Raw genomic sequence first — 21,400 nt, forward strand, 5'->3', positions numbered from 1 at the left:
CAATTCTTGACCCGCGCGCCGCATCGCATGAAAGGCGCGCTTTTACTATGACCGACGTGGCTGCGTTTTCCTTTAACAAGTTGGTGATTTTCGGTGTCGGCCTGATCGGCGGATCGCTGGCGCGCGCGCTGCGCGAGCGCGGCGAAACGACGGGCGAGCGCACGGTGATCGGCGTCGGGCGGTCGTCCGCGTCGAGCGCACGGGCGCTGGAATTGGGTGTGATCGACAGCGCCGTCGCGCTGAACGACGACGGCGCGCTACGCGAGGCATTGTCCGGAGCGGACTTCGTGCTGCTGGCGGCGCCCGTCGCGCAAACGCAGCCTTTGCTCGACCGCATTGCGCCGTTTCTCGACGCGAAGACAATCGTCACCGACGCCGGCAGTACCAAATCCGACGTAGTCGCCGCCGCCCGCGCGGCGCTCGGCGAGCGCATCGGTCAGTTCGTGCCGGGGCATCCGATTGCCGGCCGCGAAGCGAGCGGCCCGGATGCCGCGCTGCCCGACCTGTATGTGAACCGCAATGTCGTGCTGTGCCCGCTGCCGGAAAATGCGGCTGAGGCGGTCGAGCGCGTGGCGGCGATGTGGCTTGCCACCGGCGCCTGCGTACGCGATATGTCGCCCGAACAGCACGACCGCGTGCTGGCGTCGGTCAGTCATCTGCCGCACGTGTTGTCGTTCGCGCTGGTCGAGCAGATTCTCAATTCGCCGGACGCCGCGTTGAAGTTTTCGTTCGCCGCCGGCGGCTTTCGCGACTTCACGCGCATCGCGGCGTCGAGCCCCGAAATGTGGCGCGACGTGTGCGTCGCCAATCGCGCCGCGTTGCTCGAAGAACTGGACAGCTACACCACGGTGCTCGCGCGCTTGCGCGCGGCGATCGAAGCTGGCGACGGGGCCACGCTCGAAGCCGTGTTCGCGCGCTCACGCGTGGCGCGCAGCGAGTGGCAGGAACAGCGCTCGGCCGGCGTCGCGCATAGCGACGCGTCGAAATAACCGGAACTGGACTCAATCATGGAATTCCTCGACCTCGGACCTTTTTCCCGTGCGTCCGGCACGATTCGTCTGCCTGGCTCGAAGAGCATTTCGAATCGGGTGCTGCTGCTGGCGGCGCTCGCCGAAGGCGAAACGACGATTACCAATCTGCTCGACTCCGACGACACCCGCGTGATGCTCGACGCGCTCGAAAAGCTTGGTGTGCGTCTGAAGCGCGACGGCGACACCTGCGTCGTGACCGGCACGCGCGGCGCGTTCACGGCGCGCACGGCGGACCTGTTCCTCGGTAATGCGGGCACGGCGGTGCGTCCGCTGACCGCGGCGCTGGCGGTGAACGGCGGCGACTATCGCATCCACGGCGTGCCGCGTATGCATGAACGGCCGATCGGCGATCTGGTCGACGGCTTGCGCCAGATCGGCGCGCGCGTCGACTATGAAGAAAACGAAGGCTATCCGCCGCTGCGCATTCGCCCGGCGCAGATTTCCGCCGAAGCGCCGATCCGCGTGCGCGGCGACGTGTCGAGCCAGTTCCTTACGTCGCTGCTGATGACGCTGCCGCTGCTGCGCACCGAAAGCGGCGTCAGCACCGTGCAGGTCGACGGCGAGCTGATCTCGAAGCCGTACATCGAGATCACGATCAAGCTGATGGAACGTTTCGGCATCAAGGTCGAGCGTCATGGCTGGCATCAGTTCGTCGTGCCGGCGGGGCAGCGCTATCAATCGCCGGGCACGATCATGGTGGAAGGCGATGCGTCGTCGGCCTCGTATTTCCTCGCGGCCGGCGCGCTCGGCGGCGGTCCGCTGAAAGTGGAAGGCGTTGGCCGCGCGAGCATTCAGGGCGACGTCGGCTTTGCCGACGCGCTGATCCGCATGGGCGCGAACCTGCAAATGGGCGACGACTGGATCGAAGTGCGTGGCGTCGGTCACGACAGCGGCAAGCTCGAGCCGATCGACATGGATTGCAATCTGATCCCGGACGCGGCCATGACGATCGCCGTCGCCGCGCTGTTCGCGGACGGCGCGACCACGCTGCGCAATATCGCCAGCTGGCGCGTCAAGGAAACCGACCGGCTCGCCGCGATGGCAACGGAGCTGCGCAAGGTGGGCGCCAAGGTGCAGGAGGGCGAGGATTATCTCGTCATCGAGCCGCCCGAAAAGCTGATCCCGAACGCCGCGATCGACACTTACGACGATCACCGCATGGCCATGTGCTTTTCGCTGGTGAGCCTCGGCGGCGTGCCGATCCGGATCAACGACCCGAAGTGCGTCGGCAAGACGTTTCCCGATTATTTCGAGCGCTTCACCGCGCTTGCCCAACCCTGATTCGCCCCCGAATCGCCTGACGTGCGACTTTTTAGATGAAACCGACCCGTCCCTTTCACCAGACGCCCGTCATTACGATCGACGGTCCGAGTGCCTCCGGCAAAGGCACCGTGGCCGCGCTGGTTGCCGCGAGCCTCGGCTTTCACTTGCTGGACAGTGGCGCGCTGTACCGGCTCGCCGCATTGGCGAGCTGCCGCTACAACGTCGCCGCCAATGATGCCGATGCGCTCGTCAAACTGATCGACGAGCTGCACATCACGTTTCGCGAGGGGCTGGCGCAGCTCGACGGCGTCGACGTGTCCGCCGACATTCGCGCCGAGGAAGTCGGTAGCCGCGCTTCCGCGATCGCCGTGCACGCGCCCGTGCGAGCCGCGCTGGTGGCGCGTCAGCGAGCGTTTCGCAAGGAGCCTGGGCTGGTGGCCGACGGCCGGGATATGGGTACGGTGATCTTCCAGGATGCCGTGTTGAAAGTGTTCATGACGGCCAGCGTCGAGGCCCGCGCGGCCCGCCGGCATAAGCAATTGATCCAAAAAGGTTTTTCTGCTAATATAGATGACTTGCTCCGGGATTTGCGTGAGCGCGACGAGCGTGACAGTCAGCGCGCGGCCGCGCCGCTCAAGCCCGCAGCGGATGCAAAGCTGCTTGATACCTCGGCATTGTCGATCGACCAGGCGGTTGAGCACGTGGTGCAGTGGTATGAAGCTTTAGTCCCGCATGCCTGACAGAAGTATGTGTTGTGTCGGCGGCGGGCGCAGTAGAAAGTCCGTTGTCAGTAGGTGCTTCGCGATCGTTGTGAAGCTGTATTAACCCCTTAACCCCGCGTGGCATTCGCACTTTTTACCGATGCTGACCATCCGGCCAGCCGGGCACCGCGAGAACCATGCAAATTTTGATTTTTATGTCCGACCTGCAAACCTCTACCCCGAATACCGAATCTTTTGCGGCTCTGTTCGAAGAGTCGCTGACCAAGCAAGACATGCGCGCCGGCGAAGTGATCTCCGCCGAAGTCGTGCGTGTTGACCACAACTTCGTGGTCGTCAATGCTGGTCTCAAGTCCGAAGCCTACATCCCGCTCGAAGAGTTCCTGAACGACGCGGGCGAGGTAGAAGTGCAGGCGGGCGACTTCGTTTCCGTCGCGATCGACGCGCTGGAAAACGGCTACGGCGACACGATCCTGTCGCGCGACAAGGCGAAGCGTCTGGCTTCGTGGCTGTCGCTGGAAAAAGCGCTCGACAACAACGAACTCGTGACCGGCACGATCACGGGCAAGGTCAAGGGCGGCATGACCGTCATGGTCAACGGCATCCGCGCGTTCCTGCCGGGTTCGCTGGTCGACACGCGTCCGGTCAAGGACACGACCCCGTACGAAGGCAAGACGCTGGAATTCCGCGTCATCAAGCTGGACCGCAAGCGTAACAACGTGGTGCTGTCGCGCCGCGCTGTGATCGAAGCGACCCAAGGCGAAGAGCGCGCAAAGCTGCTCGAAACGCTGAAAGAAGGCGCGATCGTGGAAGGCGTGGTGAAGAACATCACGGACTACGGCGCATTCGTGGACCTCGGCGGTATCGACGGCCTGCTGCACATCACCGACATCGCATGGCGTCGTGTGCGTCACCCGAGCGAAGTGCTGTCGGTTGGCCAGGAAGTTACCGCGAAGATCCTCAAGTTCGACCAGGAGAAGAACCGCGTTTCGCTGGGCATCAAGCAACTGGGCGACGATCCGTGGGAAGGCATCTCGCGCCGTTACCCGTCGGGCACGCGCCTGTTCGGTAAGGTTACCAACATCACCGACTACGGCGCATTCGTCGAAGTCGAATCGGGCATCGAAGGCCTGGTTCACGTGTCGGAAATGGACTGGACGAACAAGAACGTTGCACCGTCGAAGGTTGTGCAACTGGGCGACGAAGTCGAAGTCATGGTTCTGGAAATCGACGAAGACCGCCGCCGTATCAGCCTCGGCATGAAGCAGTGCAAGCCGAACCCGTGGGACGACTTCAGCCGCAACTTCAAGAAGGGCGACAAGCTGCAAGGCGCAATCAAGTCGATCACCGACTTCGGCGTCTTCATCGGTCTGCCGGGCGGCATCGACGGTCTGGTTCACCTGTCGGACCTGTCGTGGAGCGAAACGGGCGAAGAAGCAGTTCGCAAGTACAAGAAGGGCGACGAAGTGGAAGCGATCGTTCTCGGCATCGACGTCGAGAAGGAACGTATTTCGCTGGGTATCAAGCAACTCGAAGGCGACCCGTTCAGCAACTTCGTTGCAATGAACGACAAGGGTTCGACGGTCGACGGCGTGGTCAAGACGGTGGACGCGAAGGGTGCAGTGGTTCAGCTGTCGATGGAAGTCGAAGGCTACCTGCGTGCTTCGGAAATCGCACAAGACCGCGTGGAAGATGCTCGCAACGTGCTGAAGGAAGGCGATAAGGTCAACGCGATGATCATCAACATCGATCGCAAGTCGCGTGGTATCAACCTGTCGATCAAGGCCAAGGATTCGGCTGAGCAACAGGAAGCGATCCGCGGCCTGGCTTCGTCGGACTCGAGCACGGCTGCTACCGGCACGACGAACCTCGGCGCGCTGCTGAAGGCCAAGCTCGACGGCCAGAACCAGTAAGCCTGAGAGGTCTGCTGCAGTATGACCAAATCGGAATTGGTCGCCCAGCTGGCTACGCGATTTCCGCAGCTTCTTCTTAAAGATGCGGATTTCGCGGTGAAGACGATGCTTGATGCGATGTCGGAGGCGCTTGCCAACGGTCATCGCATCGAAATTCGTGGCTTCGGCAGCTTCGGCCTCAACCGTCGTCCCTCCCGCGTCGGGCGTAATCCGAAGTCGGGCGAGAAAGTGTTGGTACCTGAGAAGTACGTACCGCACTTCAAGCCAGGCAAGGAGTTGCGCGAACGGGTAGATCGTCGCGCGGGCGAGCCGCTGAAGGCCGAAGAGCCGGATGATGACCTGTAAATGTTCCGCTGTGTGGTTTGCAGCGTGGCATTGGTAACGTCAGCGGCCAAAGCCAGTCGGCAAAAGACCAGAAAAAGCGCCTTAGGGCGCTTTTTTTTCGCCTGTACGTTTCGGGCGACTGACCGAGGCGCGGCTTGGCGTGGTCCCGGTCTCGATGCAACGACGATGCTCTCCCCTTAACCCGCTTTCAGCCAGTTCCTGCCCAGCCGCGAGGGCTTCAATTACAATACGGGTCACTTCGGCGCGGGCAACACCGTGGCGCGACGCGTCATCAAGCCGGCGTCACCCCGCAACTGCCGTCAAGAGACCTTATTCATGAAATTTATCGTCTGGCTGATCCGTGTACTGGTGTTCGTGCTGCTGCTGGTGCTGGCGCTCTCCAATACGCAAACTGCTACGCTGAATTTCCTCGCGGGCTACGCATGGTCGGCACCCTTGATCCTGATCGGCCTCGCGTTCTTCGTGGTGGGGCTGCTGGCCGGGCTGGTGTCGTCGATGCCGGCAATGGTGCGCCTGCGCATGGAAAACGGCCGGCTCAAGCGCGAGTTGCGCGTGGCGCGCGAAACCCCCGTGGTGGTCGAGCAACCGCCCATGCCGCCGCTGATCTGACATTTCCTCAGCCGCGCGTCGTCAGCGCGGTTTTTCGTTTCCGCTTTCCCGTTCATTTGCATCAATCGCATGGATCTAGACTTCTGGTGGCTGCTGGTCATACCCGTCGCATTCGCGTTCGGCTGGATGGCCGCGCGTTACGACCTTAAGACGCTGCTGTCCGAAAGCGCCAACCTGCCGCGTTCGTATTTCCGCGGGCTGAATTTCCTGCTCAACGAGCAGCCGGACCAGGCGATCGATGCGTTCATCGAAGTGGTCAAGCTCGACCCGGAAACGATCGAGCTGCACTTCGCGCTGGGCAATCTGTTCCGCCGCCGTGGTGAAACGGACCGCGCGATCCGCGTGCATCAGAACCTGCTGAGCCGCGCCGATCTACCCGTCTCCGAGCGCGATCACGCACTCTACGAGCTGGGGCAGGACTTCCTGAAAGCCGGCCTGCTCGATCGCGCAGAAGAGACTTTCAGGTCGCTGGAAACCGGCGACTACGCGCTGGGCGCGCAACGCGCGCTGCTGACCATCTATGAAATCGAGAAGGACTGGGTCAAGTCGATCGACACCGCTCGCCACCTCGAAACAATGGGCGCCGAATCGCTCGACAAGGAAATCGCGCAGTTCCATTGCGAACTCGCGCAGGAAGCGCTGCAACAGAAAAACCCGGACGAAGCCCGCCGCCAGCTCGGCTACGCGCTGAAGGCGAACCCGACCAACGTGCGCGCCACGATCCTGTTCGGCGACGTCGACGCGGCCGGCGGCGCGCAGGAAGCGGCCATCGCGCAGTGGCGTCGCGTCGAGGAACAGAATCCCGCGTATCTGCCACTCGTCGCGGAAAAGTTGATGAAAGCTTACGAGGCGCTCGGCCGCCCGCAGGACGGCGCGGATCTGCTGACCACCTGGGTCGATCGCTATCCGACCAATGACCTGCTCGACGTCGCCTATCAGCACGTCGCGTCGCTGCGTGGCCCCGACGCGGCGCACGCGTTGGCGCGCTCGCAGATGCAGAAGTCGCCGAATCTGGCCGGCATGACGCGTCTGCTGGAAGCGCAGGAAGCCCTCGCGGAAGAGCCACGGCGCAGCGAGCTGGAACTGATGCGCACGCTGATCCGTCAGCGCACCAAAAATCTGCCACGGTATACGTGCCAGAATTGCGGTTTCAGGGCGCGGCTCTTCTACTGGCAGTGCCCGGGTTGCAGCGGTTGGGAAACCTATGCGCCGCGCCGCGTTGAACCGATTACCGCGTCGAACTGACGCCATGGCGGCCGCGTCGGCCATTAATCGGAGCGCCGCACGCCCGTCGCATCACGCGCAGCGCGGCAGCGTCCACGTGGGCGGATATCGCAGCAACGTGTTCATGACCGGCTTCACTGCCGGGAATCATCACCGGAACCCTCTACCGGAAAGCGTATGAAAATCACCATTATCGGCACGGGCTATGTGGGCCTCGTCACTGGCGCGTGCCTCGCCGAAATCGGCCACGACGTGTTCTGTCTCGACGTCGATCCGCGCAAGATCGAGATCCTCAACAACGGCGGCGTGCCGATTCACGAGCCGGGTTTGCTGGAAATCATCAACCGCACGCGCGCGGCGCGCCGTATCACGTTTTCGACCGATATCGAAGCGAGCGTGGCGCACGGCGAGGTGCAGTTCATCGCCGTCGGCACGCCGCCCGACGAAGACGGCTCGGCCGATCTGCAATACGTGCTCGAAGCGGCCCGCAACATCGGCCGCACCATGAACGGCTTCAAGGTTATCGTCGACAAATCGACGGTGCCGGTCGGCACCGCGCAGCGCGTGCGTGCCGTGGTCGACGAAGAGCTGGCCAAACGAGGCCTCGCCGATAGCGAGCAGCATCGCTTCTCGGTCGTGTCGAATCCCGAATTCCTGAAAGAAGGCGCAGCGGTCGACGACTTCATGCGGCCCGATCGCATCGTGCTCGGCAGCGACGAAGACGAGTCCGGCATGCGCGCCCGCGAACTGATGAAGCGTCTGTACGCGCCGTTCAACCGCAATCACGAGCGCACGCTGTACATGGACGTGCGCTCGGCCGAATTCACCAAATACGCGGCCAATGCCATGCTCGCCACGCGCATCTCGTTCATGAACGAAATGTCGAATCTGGCGGACCGCGTCGGCGCCGATATCGAAGCGGTGCGTCGCGGCATCGGCTCGGATCCGCGGATCGGCTATCACTTCCTGTATGCGGGTTGCGGGTATGGTGGTTCATGCTTCCCGAAAGACGTGCAGGCGCTGATCCGCACGGCGAGCGAAAGCGGTCATCCGCTGCGGATTCTCGAAGCGGTCGAGGACGTGAACAACCACCAGAAAGACGTGCTGGTGAACAAGATCGCCGCGAAGCTCGGCGACGATCTGAGCGGCCGCACGTTCGCCGTTTGGGGCCTCGCGTTCAAGCCGAATACCGACGACATGCGCGAAGCGCCGAGCCGTCGCGTGATCGCCGAACTGCTGGCACGCGGCGCGCAGGTGCGCGCGTACGATCCGGTCGCGGTGGCCGAAGCGCGCCGCGTTTTCGCGCTCGATCTGCACGACGCGCCGGAGCAACTCGCGCGTCTGACCTTCACCGGCACGCAGGACGAAACGCTCACCAACGCCGACGCGCTCGTGATCGTCACCGAATGGAAGGAATTCAAGAGCCCGGATTTCCTGCATCTGAAATCCGTGCTGAAATCGCCGCTGATTTTCGACGGCCGCAATCTGTACGAACCGGACGCGATGACCGAGATCGGCATCGACTATCACTCGATTGGACGCCCTTATGCCCAACCCTCTGAACTTCCGGCCGATGTCTGAGACCTTGCCCGGAGCCGCGGCGTCCACGCCGGCGCCGGCGCTGATCGTGGTGCCGCGCCGGCAACTCGCCGCCGCGCGCGTGCTGGTGGTCGGCGACGTCATGCTCGACCGCTACTGGTTCGGCGACGTGAACCGCATTTCGCCGGAAGCGCCTGTGCCGGTCGTGCACGTGCAACGCCAGGAAGACCGTCTGGGCGGCGCGGCGAACGTCGCGCGCAATGCGGTTGCGCTCGGCGCGCAGGCTGGCCTGCTGTGCGTGGTCGGTCACGACGAACCCGGCGAGCGCATCGTGCAATTACTCGGCGAAAGCGGTGTGACGCCGCATCTCGAACGCGATCCCGCGTTGCTCACTACGATCAAGCTGCGCGTGCTGTCGCGCCAACAGCAATTGCTGCGCGTCGACTTCGAGAATTCGCCGGCGCATGAAGTGCTGCTCGCGGGTCTCGCGCGGTTCGACGAACTGCTGCCGTCGCACGACGTGATCCTGATGTCCGATTACGCGAAGGGCGGCCTGACCCACGTCACGCAGATGATCGCCAAGGCGCACGCGGCAGGCAAGGCGGTGCTGGTCGATCCGAAGGGCGACGACTGGGAACGCTATCGCGGCGCCACGCTGATCACGCCGAATCGCGCCGAATTGCGCGAGGTGGTCGGCCAGTGGAAATCCGAGGAAGACCTGCTCGCGCGCGTCACGAAATTGCGCGCCGATCTGCAGTTCAAGGCGCTGCTGCTGACGCGTTCGGAAGAGGGCATGACGCTCTTCTCGGACGAGGGCATCCTGCATGCGTCGGCGGTTGCGCGCGAAGTGTATGATGTCTCGGGCGCCGGCGACACCGTGATCGCGACGCTCGCCGCCATGCTGGGTGCGGGTCTCACGCTGGTCGACGCGGTTGGTCTCGCGAATCGCGCGGCCGGTATCGTGGTCGGCAAACTCGGCACGGCCACCGTCAACTACGACGAACTCTTTCATTGACTTAAGGCCGCCGGATCTCACGTCACGCGCGCCTTGACGGCGCAGCACGGGGATTCGCGGGGCGTCGGCTGAAACTCATTACCGCAGGATCATCATGACCGTCATCGTCACCGGCGCGGCCGGCTTTATCGGCAGCAATCTCGTGAAGGCGCTCAACGAGCGCGGCGAACAACGCATCATCGCCGTGGATAACCTCACGCGCGCCGACAAGTTCAAGAACCTGGTCGACTGCGAAATCGACGACTACCTGGACAAGACCGAATTCGTCGAACGCTTCAAGCGCGGCGACTTCGGCAAGGTACGCGCGATCTTCCATGAAGGCGCCTGCTCGGACACGATGGAAACCGACGGCCGCTACATGATGGACAACAATTTCCGCTATAGCCGCGACGTGCTCGACGTCTGCCTCGCGCAGGACATCCAGTTTCTGTACGCGTCGTCGGCGGCGACGTACGGCGGATCGAGCCGTTTCGTCGAAGAGCGCGAAGTCGAGCAGCCGCTGAACGTGTACGGCTATTCGAAGTTCCTGTTCGACCAGGTGATTCGCCGCGTGCTGCCCACCGCGAAGAGCCAGATTGCCGGGTTCCGTTACTTCAACGTCTACGGGCCGCGCGAAACGCATAAGGCGCGCATGGCGTCGGTGGCGTTTCACAACTTCAACCAGTTCCGCGCCGAAGGCAAGGTCAAGCTGTTCGGCGAATACAACGGCTATGCCGCAGGCGAACAGACCCGCGATTTCGTTTCGATCGAAGACGTGGTGAAGGTCAACCTGTTCTTCTTCGATAATCCGGACAAATCGGGCATTTTCAATCTGGGCAGCGGCCGCGCGCAACCGTTCAACGACATCGCGAGTACCGTGGTCAACACGCTGCGCGCGCTGAACAACGAACCGGCGTTGTCGCTCGCGGAGCAGGTGCAGCGCGGGCTGATCGAATACATTCCATTTCCCGACGCGCTGCGCGGCAAGTATCAGTGCTTCACGCAGGCCGATCAGACCAGGCTGCGCGCGGCCGGCTACGACGCGCCGTTCCTGAGCGTGCAGGAAGGTGTCGACCGCTACGTCCATTGGCTATTCGGCCAGGTTTAATTAGTCCGGACACCTCTGTAAAGTGGAATCTCCCGGTTGGTGATGGTCGCCAACCGGTTGTACGAGGGAGATTCCATATGTTTCGAAAAATTCTGGTTACCGCGGCGATGCTCGCCGCTTTCGGCCACGCGTATGCGGCGGTCGACGTCAACACGGCTAACGAAGACGCGCTGCGCGGCATCAAGGGCATCGGTCCTGCCAAAGCGAAAGCCATTCTCGAAGAGCGTACAGCGCATGGTCCGTTCAAGGACCCGGCGGATCTCGGCAAACGCGTCAAAGGCATGGGCGGGCATACCGTCGAGCGCCTGCAGGCGGAGGGTCTCGCTGTCGGTCCGGCTGGCGCGGCTGCTAACGCGCAAGCTGCGGCGTCTGCATCGACCAAAGGCGCGGCCGCTCCGGCCAATGCACCCAAAGCCAACACCACCGTGGCGGTAAAGAAATAGCCCGACGCGGGCCGCGTCCGTGGCGTGCCTTGTCACGCACGCGGCCCGCTCGCGTCGTACCCCTTCATGGCCTCGGAGTTGTTCAGCCCACTCCTTCAGCTGTCATCCAGATGACTGGCTCCCGCGGTTGCTGCCGCGGGCTTTTTGCGTGGTTCGCGCCATGCGCGTTGAATGATGCGCGCGCCTGCATCCATGCGGCCAGAAGGGCCGCACGGCAGCCGCAGGCACGGTGGTTTAGAATCGATGGATTGAAGACTCCCCGCAGCGACGGCACCAGAAACGACATGGCTTACAAAACGATTGAAGACACGATCGGCAATACGCCGCTCGTGCAACTTGTGCGGCTTCCCGACGACGAGATCCGCAGCCGCAATAACGTGATCCTTGCGAAGCTCGAGGGCAACAACCCTGCGGGTTCGGTGAAGGATCGTCCGGCGCTGTCCATGATCAAGAAAGCGGAAGCGCGCGGGCGCATCAAACCGGGCGACACGCTGATCGAATCGACCAGCGGCAATACCGGCATTGCGTTGGCTATGGCGGCCGCGATTCGCGGCTACAAGATGGTGCTGATCATGCCGGAAGATCTGTCGATCGAACGCCGTCAAAGCATGGCCGCGTACGGCGCGCAGATCATTCTCACGCCGGTCACCGGCGGCATGGAATACGCCCGCGATCTCGCTGAGCAGATGCAGCGCGAAGGCAAGGGCATCATTCTCGACCAGTTCGCGAATCCGGATAATCCGGCCGCGCACGTCCAAGGTACGGGTCCGGAAATCTGGCGCGATACCGAAGGGCGCATTACGCACTTCGTGTCGTCCATGGGTACGACCGGCACGATCATGGGCGTGTCCACGTATCTGAAGCAACAGAACCAGGCGATTGAAATCGTCGGTGCGCAGCCCGAAGAAGGCTCGCGTATTCCAGGCATCCGCAAATGGCCGGAAGCCTATCTGCCCAAGATTTTCGATCGCAGCCGCGTGGATCGCGTCGAGAACGTGAGCCAGTCCGCAGCGGAAGCGATGGTGCGTCGTATGGCGGCGGTGGAGGGCATCTTTGCCGGCATCTCGTCGGGCGGCGCGTGTGAAGTGGCGCTGCGCGTTGCGCGTCAGGTCGAGAATGCGACGATCGTGTTTATTGTCTGCGATCGCGGCGACCGCTATCTGTCCACGGGCGTGTTTCCCGCCTGAGTTCGCCACTTCGCTCGAACGAAGGCAAAAGCGCCGGTCCTCTCAACGAGGACCGGCGCTTTTTTATTCATCGTGCGATATGACGCGAACCGGTGGATTTACTGTGAAGCTGCCACCGGCGGCGTTGCGTTCCTGACGGCGCTTGCCGCGTCGCTCGCTTCCATCTGCGCCTTGACGCGCTGACCCAACTGATAAACCGCGAGCGCATAAAAGAAGCTGCGGTTATAGCGCGTCAGCACGTAGAAGTTCTTCAAGCCCAGCATGTACTCGGTGCCGCGTCCCGGCGACGGCAGGTCCACCACCGTAACCGGCGTACCGGCTTCGGCCGCGACGTCCACATCCGGCTCGTTCAGCAGCAGGCCGGCACGCAGCAACTGGTCGAGCGGCCAATGGGGTTCCGGCTGGCCGTCGGCGGCGGCTTGCGCGACACCCAGACTGCCGGCGTCCGTGCCGATCTTCCACACCACCGGCCGGCCGCTTTCCCAGCCGTTCTGACGCAGATAGTTCGCCACGCTGCCGATCGCATCCGCCTGGTTGGTGCGCAGGTCGATCTGCTTGTTGCCGTCGTAGCTCACCGCGTATTGAACGATGCTGCTCGGCAGAAACTGCGGAATGCCGATCGCGCCGGTGTACGAGCCGAGCACCGTGGTCGGGTCGATCTGCGAATCACGCGTCCATACCAGGTAGTCTTCGAGATTCTTGCGGAAGGTTGCCTGACGATCCGCGCGATTGGCGGTGCTCGGATAGTCGAAGCTGAGCGTGGTCAGCGCGTCGAGCACGCGGAAGTTGCCCATGAAGCGACCGTAAATCGTCTCCACGCCGATAATGCCGACGACCACCTCCGGCGGCACGCCGAACTCGTCGTACGCGCGTTGCAGCGTGGCCTGGTTGGCGCGCCAGAAGCGCACGCCGGCGTTGATGCGGATCTGGTCGAGAAAGCGCGACTGATAGACGCGCCAGTTCTTGATGGACGGCGAGGGCGACGGCGTCACCAGCTTGACCGCGGTCGCCGAATAGCTCACGTGCGAAAACAGCGCGTGCAATGCGTCGGGGTCGAAGTCGTAGCGCGCGACCATGTCGTTGATGAACGTGTCTACGGCGGGATTGTTCGCGTAGCGCTGCGGGACGATTTCTTCTTCGAAGGTTTGCCCTTGCGGCACGGCGGGCTGCGGCTGGCTTTGCGCGATCTGCACCGGCGCTTTCTTGCCGGCGCTTTGCGCCTGCGCCGGAGGGGTTGCCATGAACATGCACGATACGACGGATAGTGCGGCGACTACCGTTTTGGTGCGTAGCCGGTTTCGTGCAGACAGAGCAAGCTTGACGGTCATAGTGAGCTGAAGGCGCGGTGCGCAGGAGACAGGGAAAAACGGTTCGGGGCAGTATACCCGAGGCCTTCTGCAAAACTGTGGTGGATATGTCGTACCCGCGTCGTGTGGTAACTTGATGAATGTTGGCGCGCCGAGGGCGCGTGCCCTGGATGGAGACACGCCGCGCGCGCATCACGGTGCCGCGCCGCAGAAGAGAATCATGGCAACAGGTTTTTATTCCCACGCCGACTGTCTGCTGCACGATATGGGGCAATGGCATCCCGAATGCCCCGCGCGTCTGCAGGCGATCGAAGATCAGCTGATCGCGAGCCGCATCGACTCGCTGATCGAGCGCGAGTCGCCGCCGCTCGCCGACGAAGCCGCGCTGCTGCGCGTGCATACGCAAGCTCACGTCGACTATATTCGCGATCGTTCGCCTGTCGAAGGTCTCGCCGAGATCGACCCCGATACGTCGATGAACCCGCACACCTTGCAGGCCGCGTTGCGCGCGGCGGGCGCGGCGGTGGCCGCGACGGACGCAGTGATCGAAGGCCGTTACGACAACGCGTTCTGCAGCGTGCGCCCGCCGGGCCACCACGCGGAGCCGGCGCGCGCGATGGGCTTCTGCTTCTTCAACAACGTCGCGGTCGCCGCGCGTCATGCGCTCGAAGTGCATGGCCTGGAGCGCGTCGCGATCATCGATTTCGACGTGCATCACGGCAACGGCACCGAAGCGGCTTTCTCGGGCGACGCGCGCGTGCTGATGTGCAGCATCTTCCAGCATCCGTTCTATCCGTTCAGCGGCGCGGACAACCAGGCGTCGAACATGTGCAACGTGCCGATGGCGGCGCGCTCGAAAGGCATGGAAGTGCGCGAGGTGGTGGACATGATGTGGCTGCCGCGTCTGCACGAATTCAAGCCGGAGATGATCTTCGTCTCCGCGGGTTTCGACGCGCATCGTGAAGACGATCTCGGCAACATGGGTCTCGTCGAAGACGACTACGCGTGGATCACCGACCAGATGCGCGAGATCGCGAAGCGTTATGCGCGCGGGCGCATCGTCAGTTGTCTCGAGGGCGGTTATAACTTGTCGGCGCTCGGACGCAGCGTGGTTGCGCACGTGCGTGCGCTGGCCGGGATCTGAGGCGCAAAGGCGCAGAACCGCGGAACCGCTATGCGGCATGCTGCCGCCAACGCGCAGTGCGCTCCACGCGCGGCGTGTGTGAATTCAACCAGGACCGAGCCATGACTGCCGACGTGCGCAACGCTTCATTAGTCGAGATCGAACACGGCGCGTATGGCATGCCGGGTGTCGTACTGGTGACGATGAACCGGCCCGACGCATTCAACGCGCTCTCCGAGGCGCTGCTCGACGCATTGCAGGTGGCACTGACCGACATCGCGCAGTCGTCGGTGGCGCGCGTGGTCGTGATCGCGGGTGCGGGGCGCGCATTCTGCGCGGGTCACGATCTGAAGGAGATGCGCGCGGCGCCGTCGTTGGCGTACTACCAGGCGCTGTTCGCCCGCTGCACGAAACTGATGATGACGATCCAGCGCATGCCGCAACCGGTGATCGCGCGGGTGCAGGGCATTGCCACGGCGGCGGGTTGTCAACTGGTCGCGATGTGCGATCTCGCGGTCGCGGCCGAGACGGCGCGCTTCGCGGTGTCGGGCGTGAATCTGGGGTTGTTCTGCGCGACGCCGTCGGTGCCGCTGTCACGCAACCTGTCGCGCAAGGCGGCGCTGGAGATGCTGCTGACCGGCGATTTCATCGATGCCGCCGAGGCGAAGCAGCAAGGTCTGGTGAATCGCGTGGCGCCGGCCGACGCGTTGGACGCGGAAATCGCGCGGCTCGCCACAAGCATCTGCGCGAAACCGGTCGAAGCGGTGAGCGCGGGCAAGGGGCTTTTTTATCGCCAGCTCGAGATGGGCATTGAAGCGGCGTATCAGCTCGCCGGCCAGACGATGGCCTGCAACATGATGGATGAATCTGCGCTCGAAGGCGTGCAGGCGTTTATCGAAAAGCGGCCGCCGGACTGGAAGGACTAGGCGCGTCCCGCCGCTTTCGCTCAACTTCTCGCCACAACCCGTTTCTCAATCCACTCGATCAGCGCCCCAATCACCCGATCGCGATCCAGGTCGTTCATCGTCTCGTGATAGCTGCCGTCGTGCAGCGTGAGCGTCTTATCCGGCGAACCCGCGAACTGACCGAACGCGCGGCTGCCGTCGGGTTCCGTGAGCTTGTCGGCCGTACCGTGATACACCAGCAGCGGCACGCGCAAACCCGTACGACCTTGTTCGATCCGCGCCATCGCCAGCAACAACTCCGCGCCGGTGCGCGCCGGAATCGCGCCGTGATGCACGAGCGGATCGTTGCGATTGGCGTTCACCACCGGTTCGAGCCGCGACAACAAGGCGGCGTCGATTTTCATCGCCGGGAAGCCCGGCCACAACCGGCTGATCAGCTGGCTCAGCTTGAGCATCCAGCGCGGCACGTCGCGGCCGGGCGCCAGGGCTGGACTCGACAGAATCAGCCCGTTCAGGCGGCGGTCAGTCGCGCCGAGCCGCTCGATCGCGTAGAGCGCGGCCACCGCGCCGCCCATGCTGTGCCCCATCAGAAAGAGCGGCGCGCAACTTTGCGCCGCCGCGTCGAGCAACGCCTGCGCATCCAGCAGATAGTCGTCGAAGCGGTTCACGTATGCGCGCTTGCCCGGCGCTTCGCCGTGACCGCGCAGATCGATCGCGACCAGTTCGATGCCGGCCGCGTTCAACCGCGCAGCCAGCGCGGCGTAGCGCCCGGCGTGCTCGGCGAGGCCATGCAGCAGCGCCACCGTCGCCCGCAGTGGCGCGGTCGGCTGCCAGCGGTAGAGCGGCAACGTGATGCCGTCGGCGGTCGTCACCGAGCCGCGCCGCGCCGCGCCGTTCGTCCGCGAGCCGTCGGTGGGCCGCAGCGTGCTGTGTTGGGATGTCTCCATGGCCGTCGTCTATCCTGATTTTGTTCCGCCCGATCATAGTCGTTGGCACGCGATGCACGCGAGCATCCCGTGCCGGGCAGGCCTCTAATGCTCTCAGGTTATAAAAAGCGCGCAATTGATTATTAAAGGGAATGACGTCGCTGCGGTAGAATTGCGGCCTCAAATCCCAATAAAAGCAACGGCGGCCGCTTGTCCGGAGCACACAACGCTCGCAGACAAACTCCGCCGTTTCGTTTTTCCATGATCGAAATACGCAATATCTCCCAGCGTTTCGCCGGACCCCGGGGCTGGGTCGAGGCGCTGCACAACGTCAATCTGTCGATCCCGGCGGGTGAAGTGTTCGGCATCATTGGCCGAAGCGGCGCGGGCAAGAGCACGCTGGTGCGCACGCTCAACCTGCTAACGCGTCCGTCCGAGGGCAACATCGTCGTCAACGGCCGCGATCTGACCACGCTGCCCGCCGCGCAACTGCGCGAGGCGCGCCGCGAAATCGGCATGATCTTCCAGCACTTCAATCTGCTGTCGTCGCGCACCGTGTACGAGAACGTGGCGTTGCCGCTCGAACTCGCCGGCGTGAAGCGCGCCGAAATCGAAGCGAACGTGCTGCCGCTGCTGGAGCTGGTCGGCCTGTCGGCGCAGAAAGACCGTTATCCGGCGCAGATCAGCGGCGGCCAGAAGCAGCGCGTCGGTATCGCGCGTGCATTGGCGAGCAAGCCGAAAGTGCTGCTCTCCGACGAAGCCACTTCCGCGCTCGACCCCGAAACCACCCGCGCGATTCTCGATCTGCTCAAACGCATCAATCGCGAACTGAACCTGACGATCGTGCTGATCACCCACCAGATGGACGTGATCAAGCAGGTCTGCGATCGCGTCGCGGTGCTGGACGCGGGCCGTGTGGTCGAGGAGGGCAAGGTAATCGACGTGTTCCTGCAACCGCATCACGAGGTCACGCGCGCCCTGATCGGCGACGTGATCGCGCAGGAACTGCCGCCCGCCATGAAAGCGCGTGTCGCCGAACGTCTCAAGACGGGCCGTGGCCATTTGCTGCGTCTGGCGTTCACCGGTTCGGGCGTCGACCAGCCGATCCTGTCGGAGACGATTCGCCGCTTCGAACTCGACTTCAACATCCTGCACGGCCAGATCGACGAGATCCAGGGGCAGACGTTCGGCTCGCTCGCGGTGCTCGCGGGCGGCGAACCGGTGAAGGTGGCGCAGGCGCTGACGTATCTGCGCGAACAGGGTGTGGTGGTGGAGGAGCTCTCGTATGTTGAGTGAAATGTTCGATATGTTCGTCCAGTCGTTCTGGGAAACGCTCGTGATGGTGGGCATTTCCGGACTGGTCGGCGCGGCGGTGGGCTTGCCGCTCGGCGTGTTGCTGTACCTGACCGATCGTCAGGGCGTATTGCAGAACATCACGGTGAATCGTGTGATGGGCGTGATCGTCAATGCGGTGCGTTCGACGCCGTTCATCATCCTGCTGGTCGCGGTGATTCCGTTCACGCGTCTGATCGTCGGTTCGTCGATCGGCACGATGGCTGCCGTGGTGCCGCTGACGATCGCCGCCGCGCCGTTCATCGCGCGTCTGGTCGAAACCGCGCTGCGAGAGGTCGACCGCGGGCTGATCGAAGCGGCCCAGGCCATGGGCGCGACCACCAGCCAGATCGTCTTCAAGGTGCTGTTGCCGGAATCGCTGCCGGGCGTGGTGGCGGGGCTGACGATCACGTTCGTCTCGCTGGTCGGCTATTCGGCGATGGCCGGCGCGATCGGCGGCGGCGGTCTGGGCGATCTGGGCATTCGTTACGGGTATCAGCGGTTTTTGCCGGAAGTGATGTTGACGGTCGTGGTGATCCTGATCGTCTTCGTGCAACTGGTGCAGTCGTTCGGGGATTGGCTCGTGCGTCGTTTGAGCCATAAATAACAACAGAAACATCAGGTTTGGAAAGGTCCATCATGCAACGTCGTTTGGTTCTCAAGCTCGCCGCCCTGCTCGGCGCCGCGTCGCTGTTCGCCGCCAGTGCGGCTCAGGCCGAAGACTCGATCAAGGTCGGCGTCACCGGCGGTCCGCACGCGCAGATCATGGAAGTCGTGAAGACGGTCGCGGCAAAGAACGGTCTGAACATCAAGATCATCGAATTCGCCGACTACGTGCAGCCGAACGCTGCGCTCGCCGCCGGCGATCTGGACGCGAACAGCTACCAGCACGACCCGTACTTGCAGGCGCAGGTCAAGGACCGCGGTTACAAGCTGATCCGTATCGCCGATACGGTCACGTACCCGATGGGCATCTATTCGAAGAAAGTGAAGACGCTCGCCGAGTTGCAGCCGGGCGCGAAGATTGCCGTGCCGAACGATCCGACCAACGGCGGCCGCGCCCTGTTGCTGCTGCAGAAGGAGGGCCTGCTGAAGCTGCGTGCCGATGCCGGCCTGAAGGCGACGCCGCTCGATATCGTCGACAATCCGCGCAAGCTGAAGATCGTCGAACTCGACGCGGCGCAGATTCCGCGTTCGCTGAACGACGTGGACGCCGCCGCGATCAACACCAACTTCGCGATGGAAGCGGGCTTGAACCCGAAGAAGGACGCAATCGCCGCTGAAGACCCGAAGGGTCCGTACGTGAACATCATCGCGATTCGCGCGGAAGACAAGGACAAACCGTGGGTCGCCAAACTGGTCGCCGCGTACCATTCGCCGGAAGTGAAGCAGTTCGTGGCGACGAAATTCGGCGGCTCGGTGATCACCGCGTGGTGATCCGGCATCCCCCATACGCAGTAAGTCAAACGTAGTAAGACACGACGGCAATGCAAAATTAGAGTCGTGGATCGGGACCCGGGGTTGTCACCCGGGTTTTTTCGAGATTAAAATAGAACGATCGTTCGTTATTGCCGTCACGCCGCTGAGGAGCGATATCCTCCTGCTAGAGCGCCCGCGACGCGGTTGCCGTAAGGGCAGTCGCTATAATGTTCGCTGGGTTGACGTATTCGTAACTTTGGAGCGTGTGCATGAAAATCCTGGTGCCAGTGAAGAGAGTGGTCGATTACAACGTGAAAGTTCGAGTCAAGTCGGACGGCACGGGTGTCGACATCGCGAACGTGAAGATGTCGATGAATCCGTTCGACGAAATCGCGGTTGAAGAGGCCGTGCGTCTGCGCGAAGCGGGCGTGGCGACCGAAGTGATCGCCGTGTCGGCGGGTGTGACGCAATCGCAGGAAACGCTGCGTACGGCGCTGGCGATCGGCGCGGACCGCGCGATCCTGATCGAGTCGAGTGAAGAACTGCAGCCGCTGGCGGTCGCCAAGCTGCTGAAGGCGCTGGTCGACAAGGAACAGCCGCAACTGGTCATCCTCGGCAAGCAGGCCATCGACGACGATTCGAACCAGACCGGCCAGATGCTGGCTGCGTTGGCGAATCTGCCGCAAGCGACGTTCGCGTCGAAAGTAGTCGTGGCCGACGGTAAAGCCACCGTATCGCGCGAAGTGGATGGCGGAGCGGAAACGCTGTCGCTGACGCTGCCGGCCGTGATCACCACCGACCTGCGTCTGAACGAGCCGCGCTACGTGACGCTGCCGAACATCATGAAGGCGAAGAAAAAGCCGCTGGAAACGATCAAGCCGGAAGACCTTGGCGTTGACGTGTCGCCGCGCCTGAAGACGCTGAAAGTCGTCGAGCCGCCCAAGCGTTCCGCCGGTGTGAAGGTGCCGGACGTGAAGACGCTGGTCGAGAAGCTGAAGACTGAAGCCAAGGTGCTTTAAGAGAAACGCGGAGACAGACGAAATGACGAATCTGGTTATTGCAGAACACGACGGCGCGTCGATTAAAGCCGCGACGCTGAACACGATCGCCGCCGCGCAGAAGATCGGCGGTGATATTCACGTGCTGGTGGCGGGTCATAACGCGCAAGCCGCGGCAGACGCGGCAGCAAAGATCGCCGGCGTCGGCAAGGTGCTGCTCGCCGACGCACCGCAACTCGAAGCGGGCCTCGCGGAAAACGTCGAAGCCACGGTGCTGAACATCGCGAAGAACTACACGCACATCCTCGCGCCCGCAACCGCGTACGGCAAGAACGTCGCGCCGCGTATCGCCGCGAAGCTCGACGTCGCGCAGATCAGCGACATCACGGCCGTGGATAGCGCCGATACGTTCGAGCGTCCAATCTACGCAGGCAACGCGATCGCCACGGTGCAATCGGCTGACCCGATCAAGGTCATTACCGTTCGTTCGACTGGCTTCGACGCTGTGGCGGCGGAAGGCGGAAGCGCAACGGTCGAGAAGATCGAAGCGGCAGCAGATAGCGGCATCTCGTCTTTCGTGAGCCGTGAAGTGACGAAGCTGGACCGTCCGGAACTGACCTCGGCGAAGATCATCGTCTCGGGTGGCCGTGGTCTGGGCAACGGCGAGAACTACACCAAGGTTCTGGAGCCGCTGGCCGACAAGCTGAACGCGGCACTCGGCGCATCGCGCGCGGCGGTCGACGCGGGCTTCGTGCCGAATGACTATCAGGTCGGCCAGACCGGCAAGATCGTCGCGCCGCAACTCTACGTGGCGGTCGGTATCTCGGGTGCGATCCAGCATCTGGCCGGCATGAAAGACTCGAAGGTCATCGTCGCGATCAATAAAGATCCGGAAGCGCCGATTTTCAGCGTCGCCGATTACGGTCTGGTGGGCGATCTGTTCACGGTCGTGCCGGAGCTCGTGAGCGAACTCGGCTAAACGCCGCAGCGCCGTCTATAAGGCGTCTGGCAGCAA

The 21,400-nt window shown here is 63.1% G+C and carries 21 protein-coding genes; 19 read left to right on the plus strand and 2 right to left on the minus strand.

Annotation, left to right across the window (positions count from 1 at the left end; genetic code table 11):
* The first annotated feature begins 47 nt into the window (after positions 1-47).
* The 12 genes from BX591_RS05660 (at position 48) to cysM (ending at position 12,375) form a co-directional block, all read left to right on the plus strand.
* Positions 48-989 carry a prephenate dehydrogenase gene (locus BX591_RS05660; protein WP_111929711.1) on the plus strand — a complete coding sequence of 314 codons (942 nt, stop codon included), beginning with the start codon at positions 48-50 and terminating at the stop codon, positions 987-989.
* Positions 990-1,007: 18 nt separating this feature from the next.
* A complete protein-coding gene (gene aroA, locus BX591_RS05665) occupies positions 1,008-2,312 on the plus strand; it encodes a 3-phosphoshikimate 1-carboxyvinyltransferase (RefSeq protein ID WP_111929712.1) in 1,305 nt (434 codons plus the stop codon).
* Positions 2,313-2,347: 35 nt separating this feature from the next.
* The gene (gene cmk / locus BX591_RS05670; protein WP_111929713.1) at positions 2,348-3,034 is read left to right on the plus strand and encodes a (d)CMP kinase; all 687 of its coding nucleotides are present in this window, start codon (positions 2,348-2,350) and stop codon (positions 3,032-3,034) included.
* Positions 3,035-3,192: 158 nt separating this feature from the next.
* Positions 3,193-4,926 (plus strand): 30S ribosomal protein S1, encoded by a 1,734-nt coding sequence (gene rpsA / locus BX591_RS05675; RefSeq protein WP_035547560.1) that lies wholly within the window; start codon positions 3,193-3,195, stop codon positions 4,924-4,926.
* A 21-nt stretch (positions 4,927-4,947) separates the two neighbouring features.
* Complete coding sequence (locus BX591_RS05680; RefSeq protein WP_111929714.1) at positions 4,948-5,271, plus strand: integration host factor subunit beta; 324 nt, start codon at positions 4,948-4,950, stop codon at positions 5,269-5,271.
* A gap of 315 nt (positions 5,272-5,586) precedes the next feature.
* Positions 5,587-5,880: a LapA family protein gene (locus BX591_RS05685; RefSeq protein ID WP_035549363.1), complete on the plus strand. Its 294-nt coding sequence runs from the start codon at positions 5,587-5,589 to the stop codon at positions 5,878-5,880.
* A 69-nt stretch (positions 5,881-5,949) separates the two neighbouring features.
* Positions 5,950-7,125, plus strand: coding sequence for a lipopolysaccharide assembly protein LapB (gene lapB, locus BX591_RS05690; protein WP_111929715.1), 1,176 nt, complete (start codon positions 5,950-5,952; stop codon positions 7,123-7,125).
* A 156-nt stretch (positions 7,126-7,281) separates the two neighbouring features.
* Positions 7,282-8,685, plus strand: a complete 1,404-nt coding sequence (locus tag BX591_RS05695) for a UDP-glucose dehydrogenase family protein (protein ID WP_111929716.1) — start codon at positions 7,282-7,284, stop codon at positions 8,683-8,685.
* Positions 8,651-9,658 carry a D-glycero-beta-D-manno-heptose-7-phosphate kinase gene (gene rfaE1 / locus BX591_RS05700; protein ID WP_111929915.1) on the plus strand — a complete coding sequence of 336 codons (1,008 nt, stop codon included), beginning with the start codon at positions 8,651-8,653 and terminating at the stop codon, positions 9,656-9,658. Before BX591_RS05695 ends, rfaE1 begins: the two co-directional genes overlap by 35 nt.
* A 94-nt stretch (positions 9,659-9,752) precedes the next feature.
* Positions 9,753-10,745, plus strand: a complete 993-nt coding sequence (gene rfaD / locus BX591_RS05705; RefSeq protein ID WP_111929717.1) for an ADP-glyceromanno-heptose 6-epimerase — start codon at positions 9,753-9,755, stop codon at positions 10,743-10,745.
* A 77-nt stretch (positions 10,746-10,822) separates the two neighbouring features.
* On the plus strand, positions 10,823-11,188 hold the full coding sequence (locus tag BX591_RS05710) for a ComEA family DNA-binding protein (protein WP_111929718.1): 366 nt from the start codon (positions 10,823-10,825) through the stop codon (positions 11,186-11,188).
* A gap of 284 nt (positions 11,189-11,472) precedes the next feature.
* Positions 11,473-12,375 carry a cysteine synthase CysM gene (gene cysM, locus BX591_RS05715; RefSeq protein WP_111929719.1) on the plus strand — a complete coding sequence of 301 codons (903 nt, stop codon included), beginning with the start codon at positions 11,473-11,475 and terminating at the stop codon, positions 12,373-12,375.
* 98 nt (positions 12,376-12,473) lie between these two features.
* Here cysM and mltB read toward each other — a convergent pair whose 3' ends face one another.
* Complete coding sequence (gene mltB, locus BX591_RS05720; protein WP_111929720.1) at positions 12,474-13,703, minus strand: lytic murein transglycosylase B; 1,230 nt, start codon at positions 13,701-13,703, stop codon at positions 12,474-12,476.
* 199 nt (positions 13,704-13,902) lie between these two features.
* Between mltB and BX591_RS05725 the strand changes: the two genes are divergently transcribed.
* Together BX591_RS05725 and BX591_RS05730 are read left to right on the plus strand one after the other, a co-directional pair.
* A complete protein-coding gene (locus tag BX591_RS05725) occupies positions 13,903-14,826 on the plus strand; it encodes a histone deacetylase family protein (RefSeq protein WP_111929916.1) in 924 nt (307 codons plus the stop codon).
* A 101-nt stretch (positions 14,827-14,927) separates the two neighbouring features.
* Positions 14,928-15,731 (plus strand): enoyl-CoA hydratase, encoded by an 804-nt coding sequence (locus BX591_RS05730; protein ID WP_111929721.1) that lies wholly within the window; start codon positions 14,928-14,930, stop codon positions 15,729-15,731.
* Positions 15,732-15,751: 20 nt separating this feature from the next.
* On the opposite strand, the gene BX591_RS05735 is transcribed toward BX591_RS05730, so the two are convergent.
* Positions 15,752-16,657: an alpha/beta hydrolase gene (locus tag BX591_RS05735; protein ID WP_176343015.1), complete on the minus strand. Its 906-nt coding sequence runs from the start codon at positions 16,655-16,657 to the stop codon at positions 15,752-15,754.
* Positions 16,658-16,897: 240 nt separating this feature from the next.
* Between BX591_RS05735 and BX591_RS05740 the strand changes: the two genes are divergently transcribed.
* The 5 genes from BX591_RS05740 to BX591_RS05760 all read left to right on the plus strand — a co-directional run bounded on the left by BX591_RS05740 (position 16,898) and on the right by BX591_RS05760 (position 21,364).
* Entirely contained in the window at positions 16,898-17,932 is a 1,035-nt protein-coding gene (locus BX591_RS05740; RefSeq protein WP_111929722.1) for a methionine ABC transporter ATP-binding protein, read from the plus strand.
* Positions 17,922-18,575 (plus strand): methionine ABC transporter permease, encoded by a 654-nt coding sequence (locus BX591_RS05745; RefSeq protein WP_111929723.1) that lies wholly within the window; start codon positions 17,922-17,924, stop codon positions 18,573-18,575. The genes BX591_RS05740 and BX591_RS05745 overlap by 11 nt, the downstream gene beginning before the upstream one ends.
* Before the next feature lie 32 nt (positions 18,576-18,607).
* A complete protein-coding gene (locus BX591_RS05750; protein ID WP_111929724.1) occupies positions 18,608-19,405 on the plus strand; it encodes a MetQ/NlpA family ABC transporter substrate-binding protein in 798 nt (265 codons plus the stop codon).
* A gap of 251 nt (positions 19,406-19,656) precedes the next feature.
* Positions 19,657-20,406: an electron transfer flavoprotein subunit beta/FixA family protein gene (locus BX591_RS05755; protein ID WP_111929725.1), complete on the plus strand. Its 750-nt coding sequence runs from the start codon at positions 19,657-19,659 to the stop codon at positions 20,404-20,406.
* 22 nt (positions 20,407-20,428) lie between these two features.
* Entirely contained in the window at positions 20,429-21,364 is a 936-nt protein-coding gene (locus BX591_RS05760; RefSeq protein ID WP_111929726.1) for an electron transfer flavoprotein subunit alpha/FixB family protein, read from the plus strand.
* Positions 21,365-21,400 lie beyond the last annotated feature (36 nt).

The organism is Paraburkholderia bryophila, assembly GCF_003269035.1.
Classification (GTDB): Bacteria; Pseudomonadota; Gammaproteobacteria; order Burkholderiales; family Burkholderiaceae; genus Paraburkholderia; species Paraburkholderia bryophila.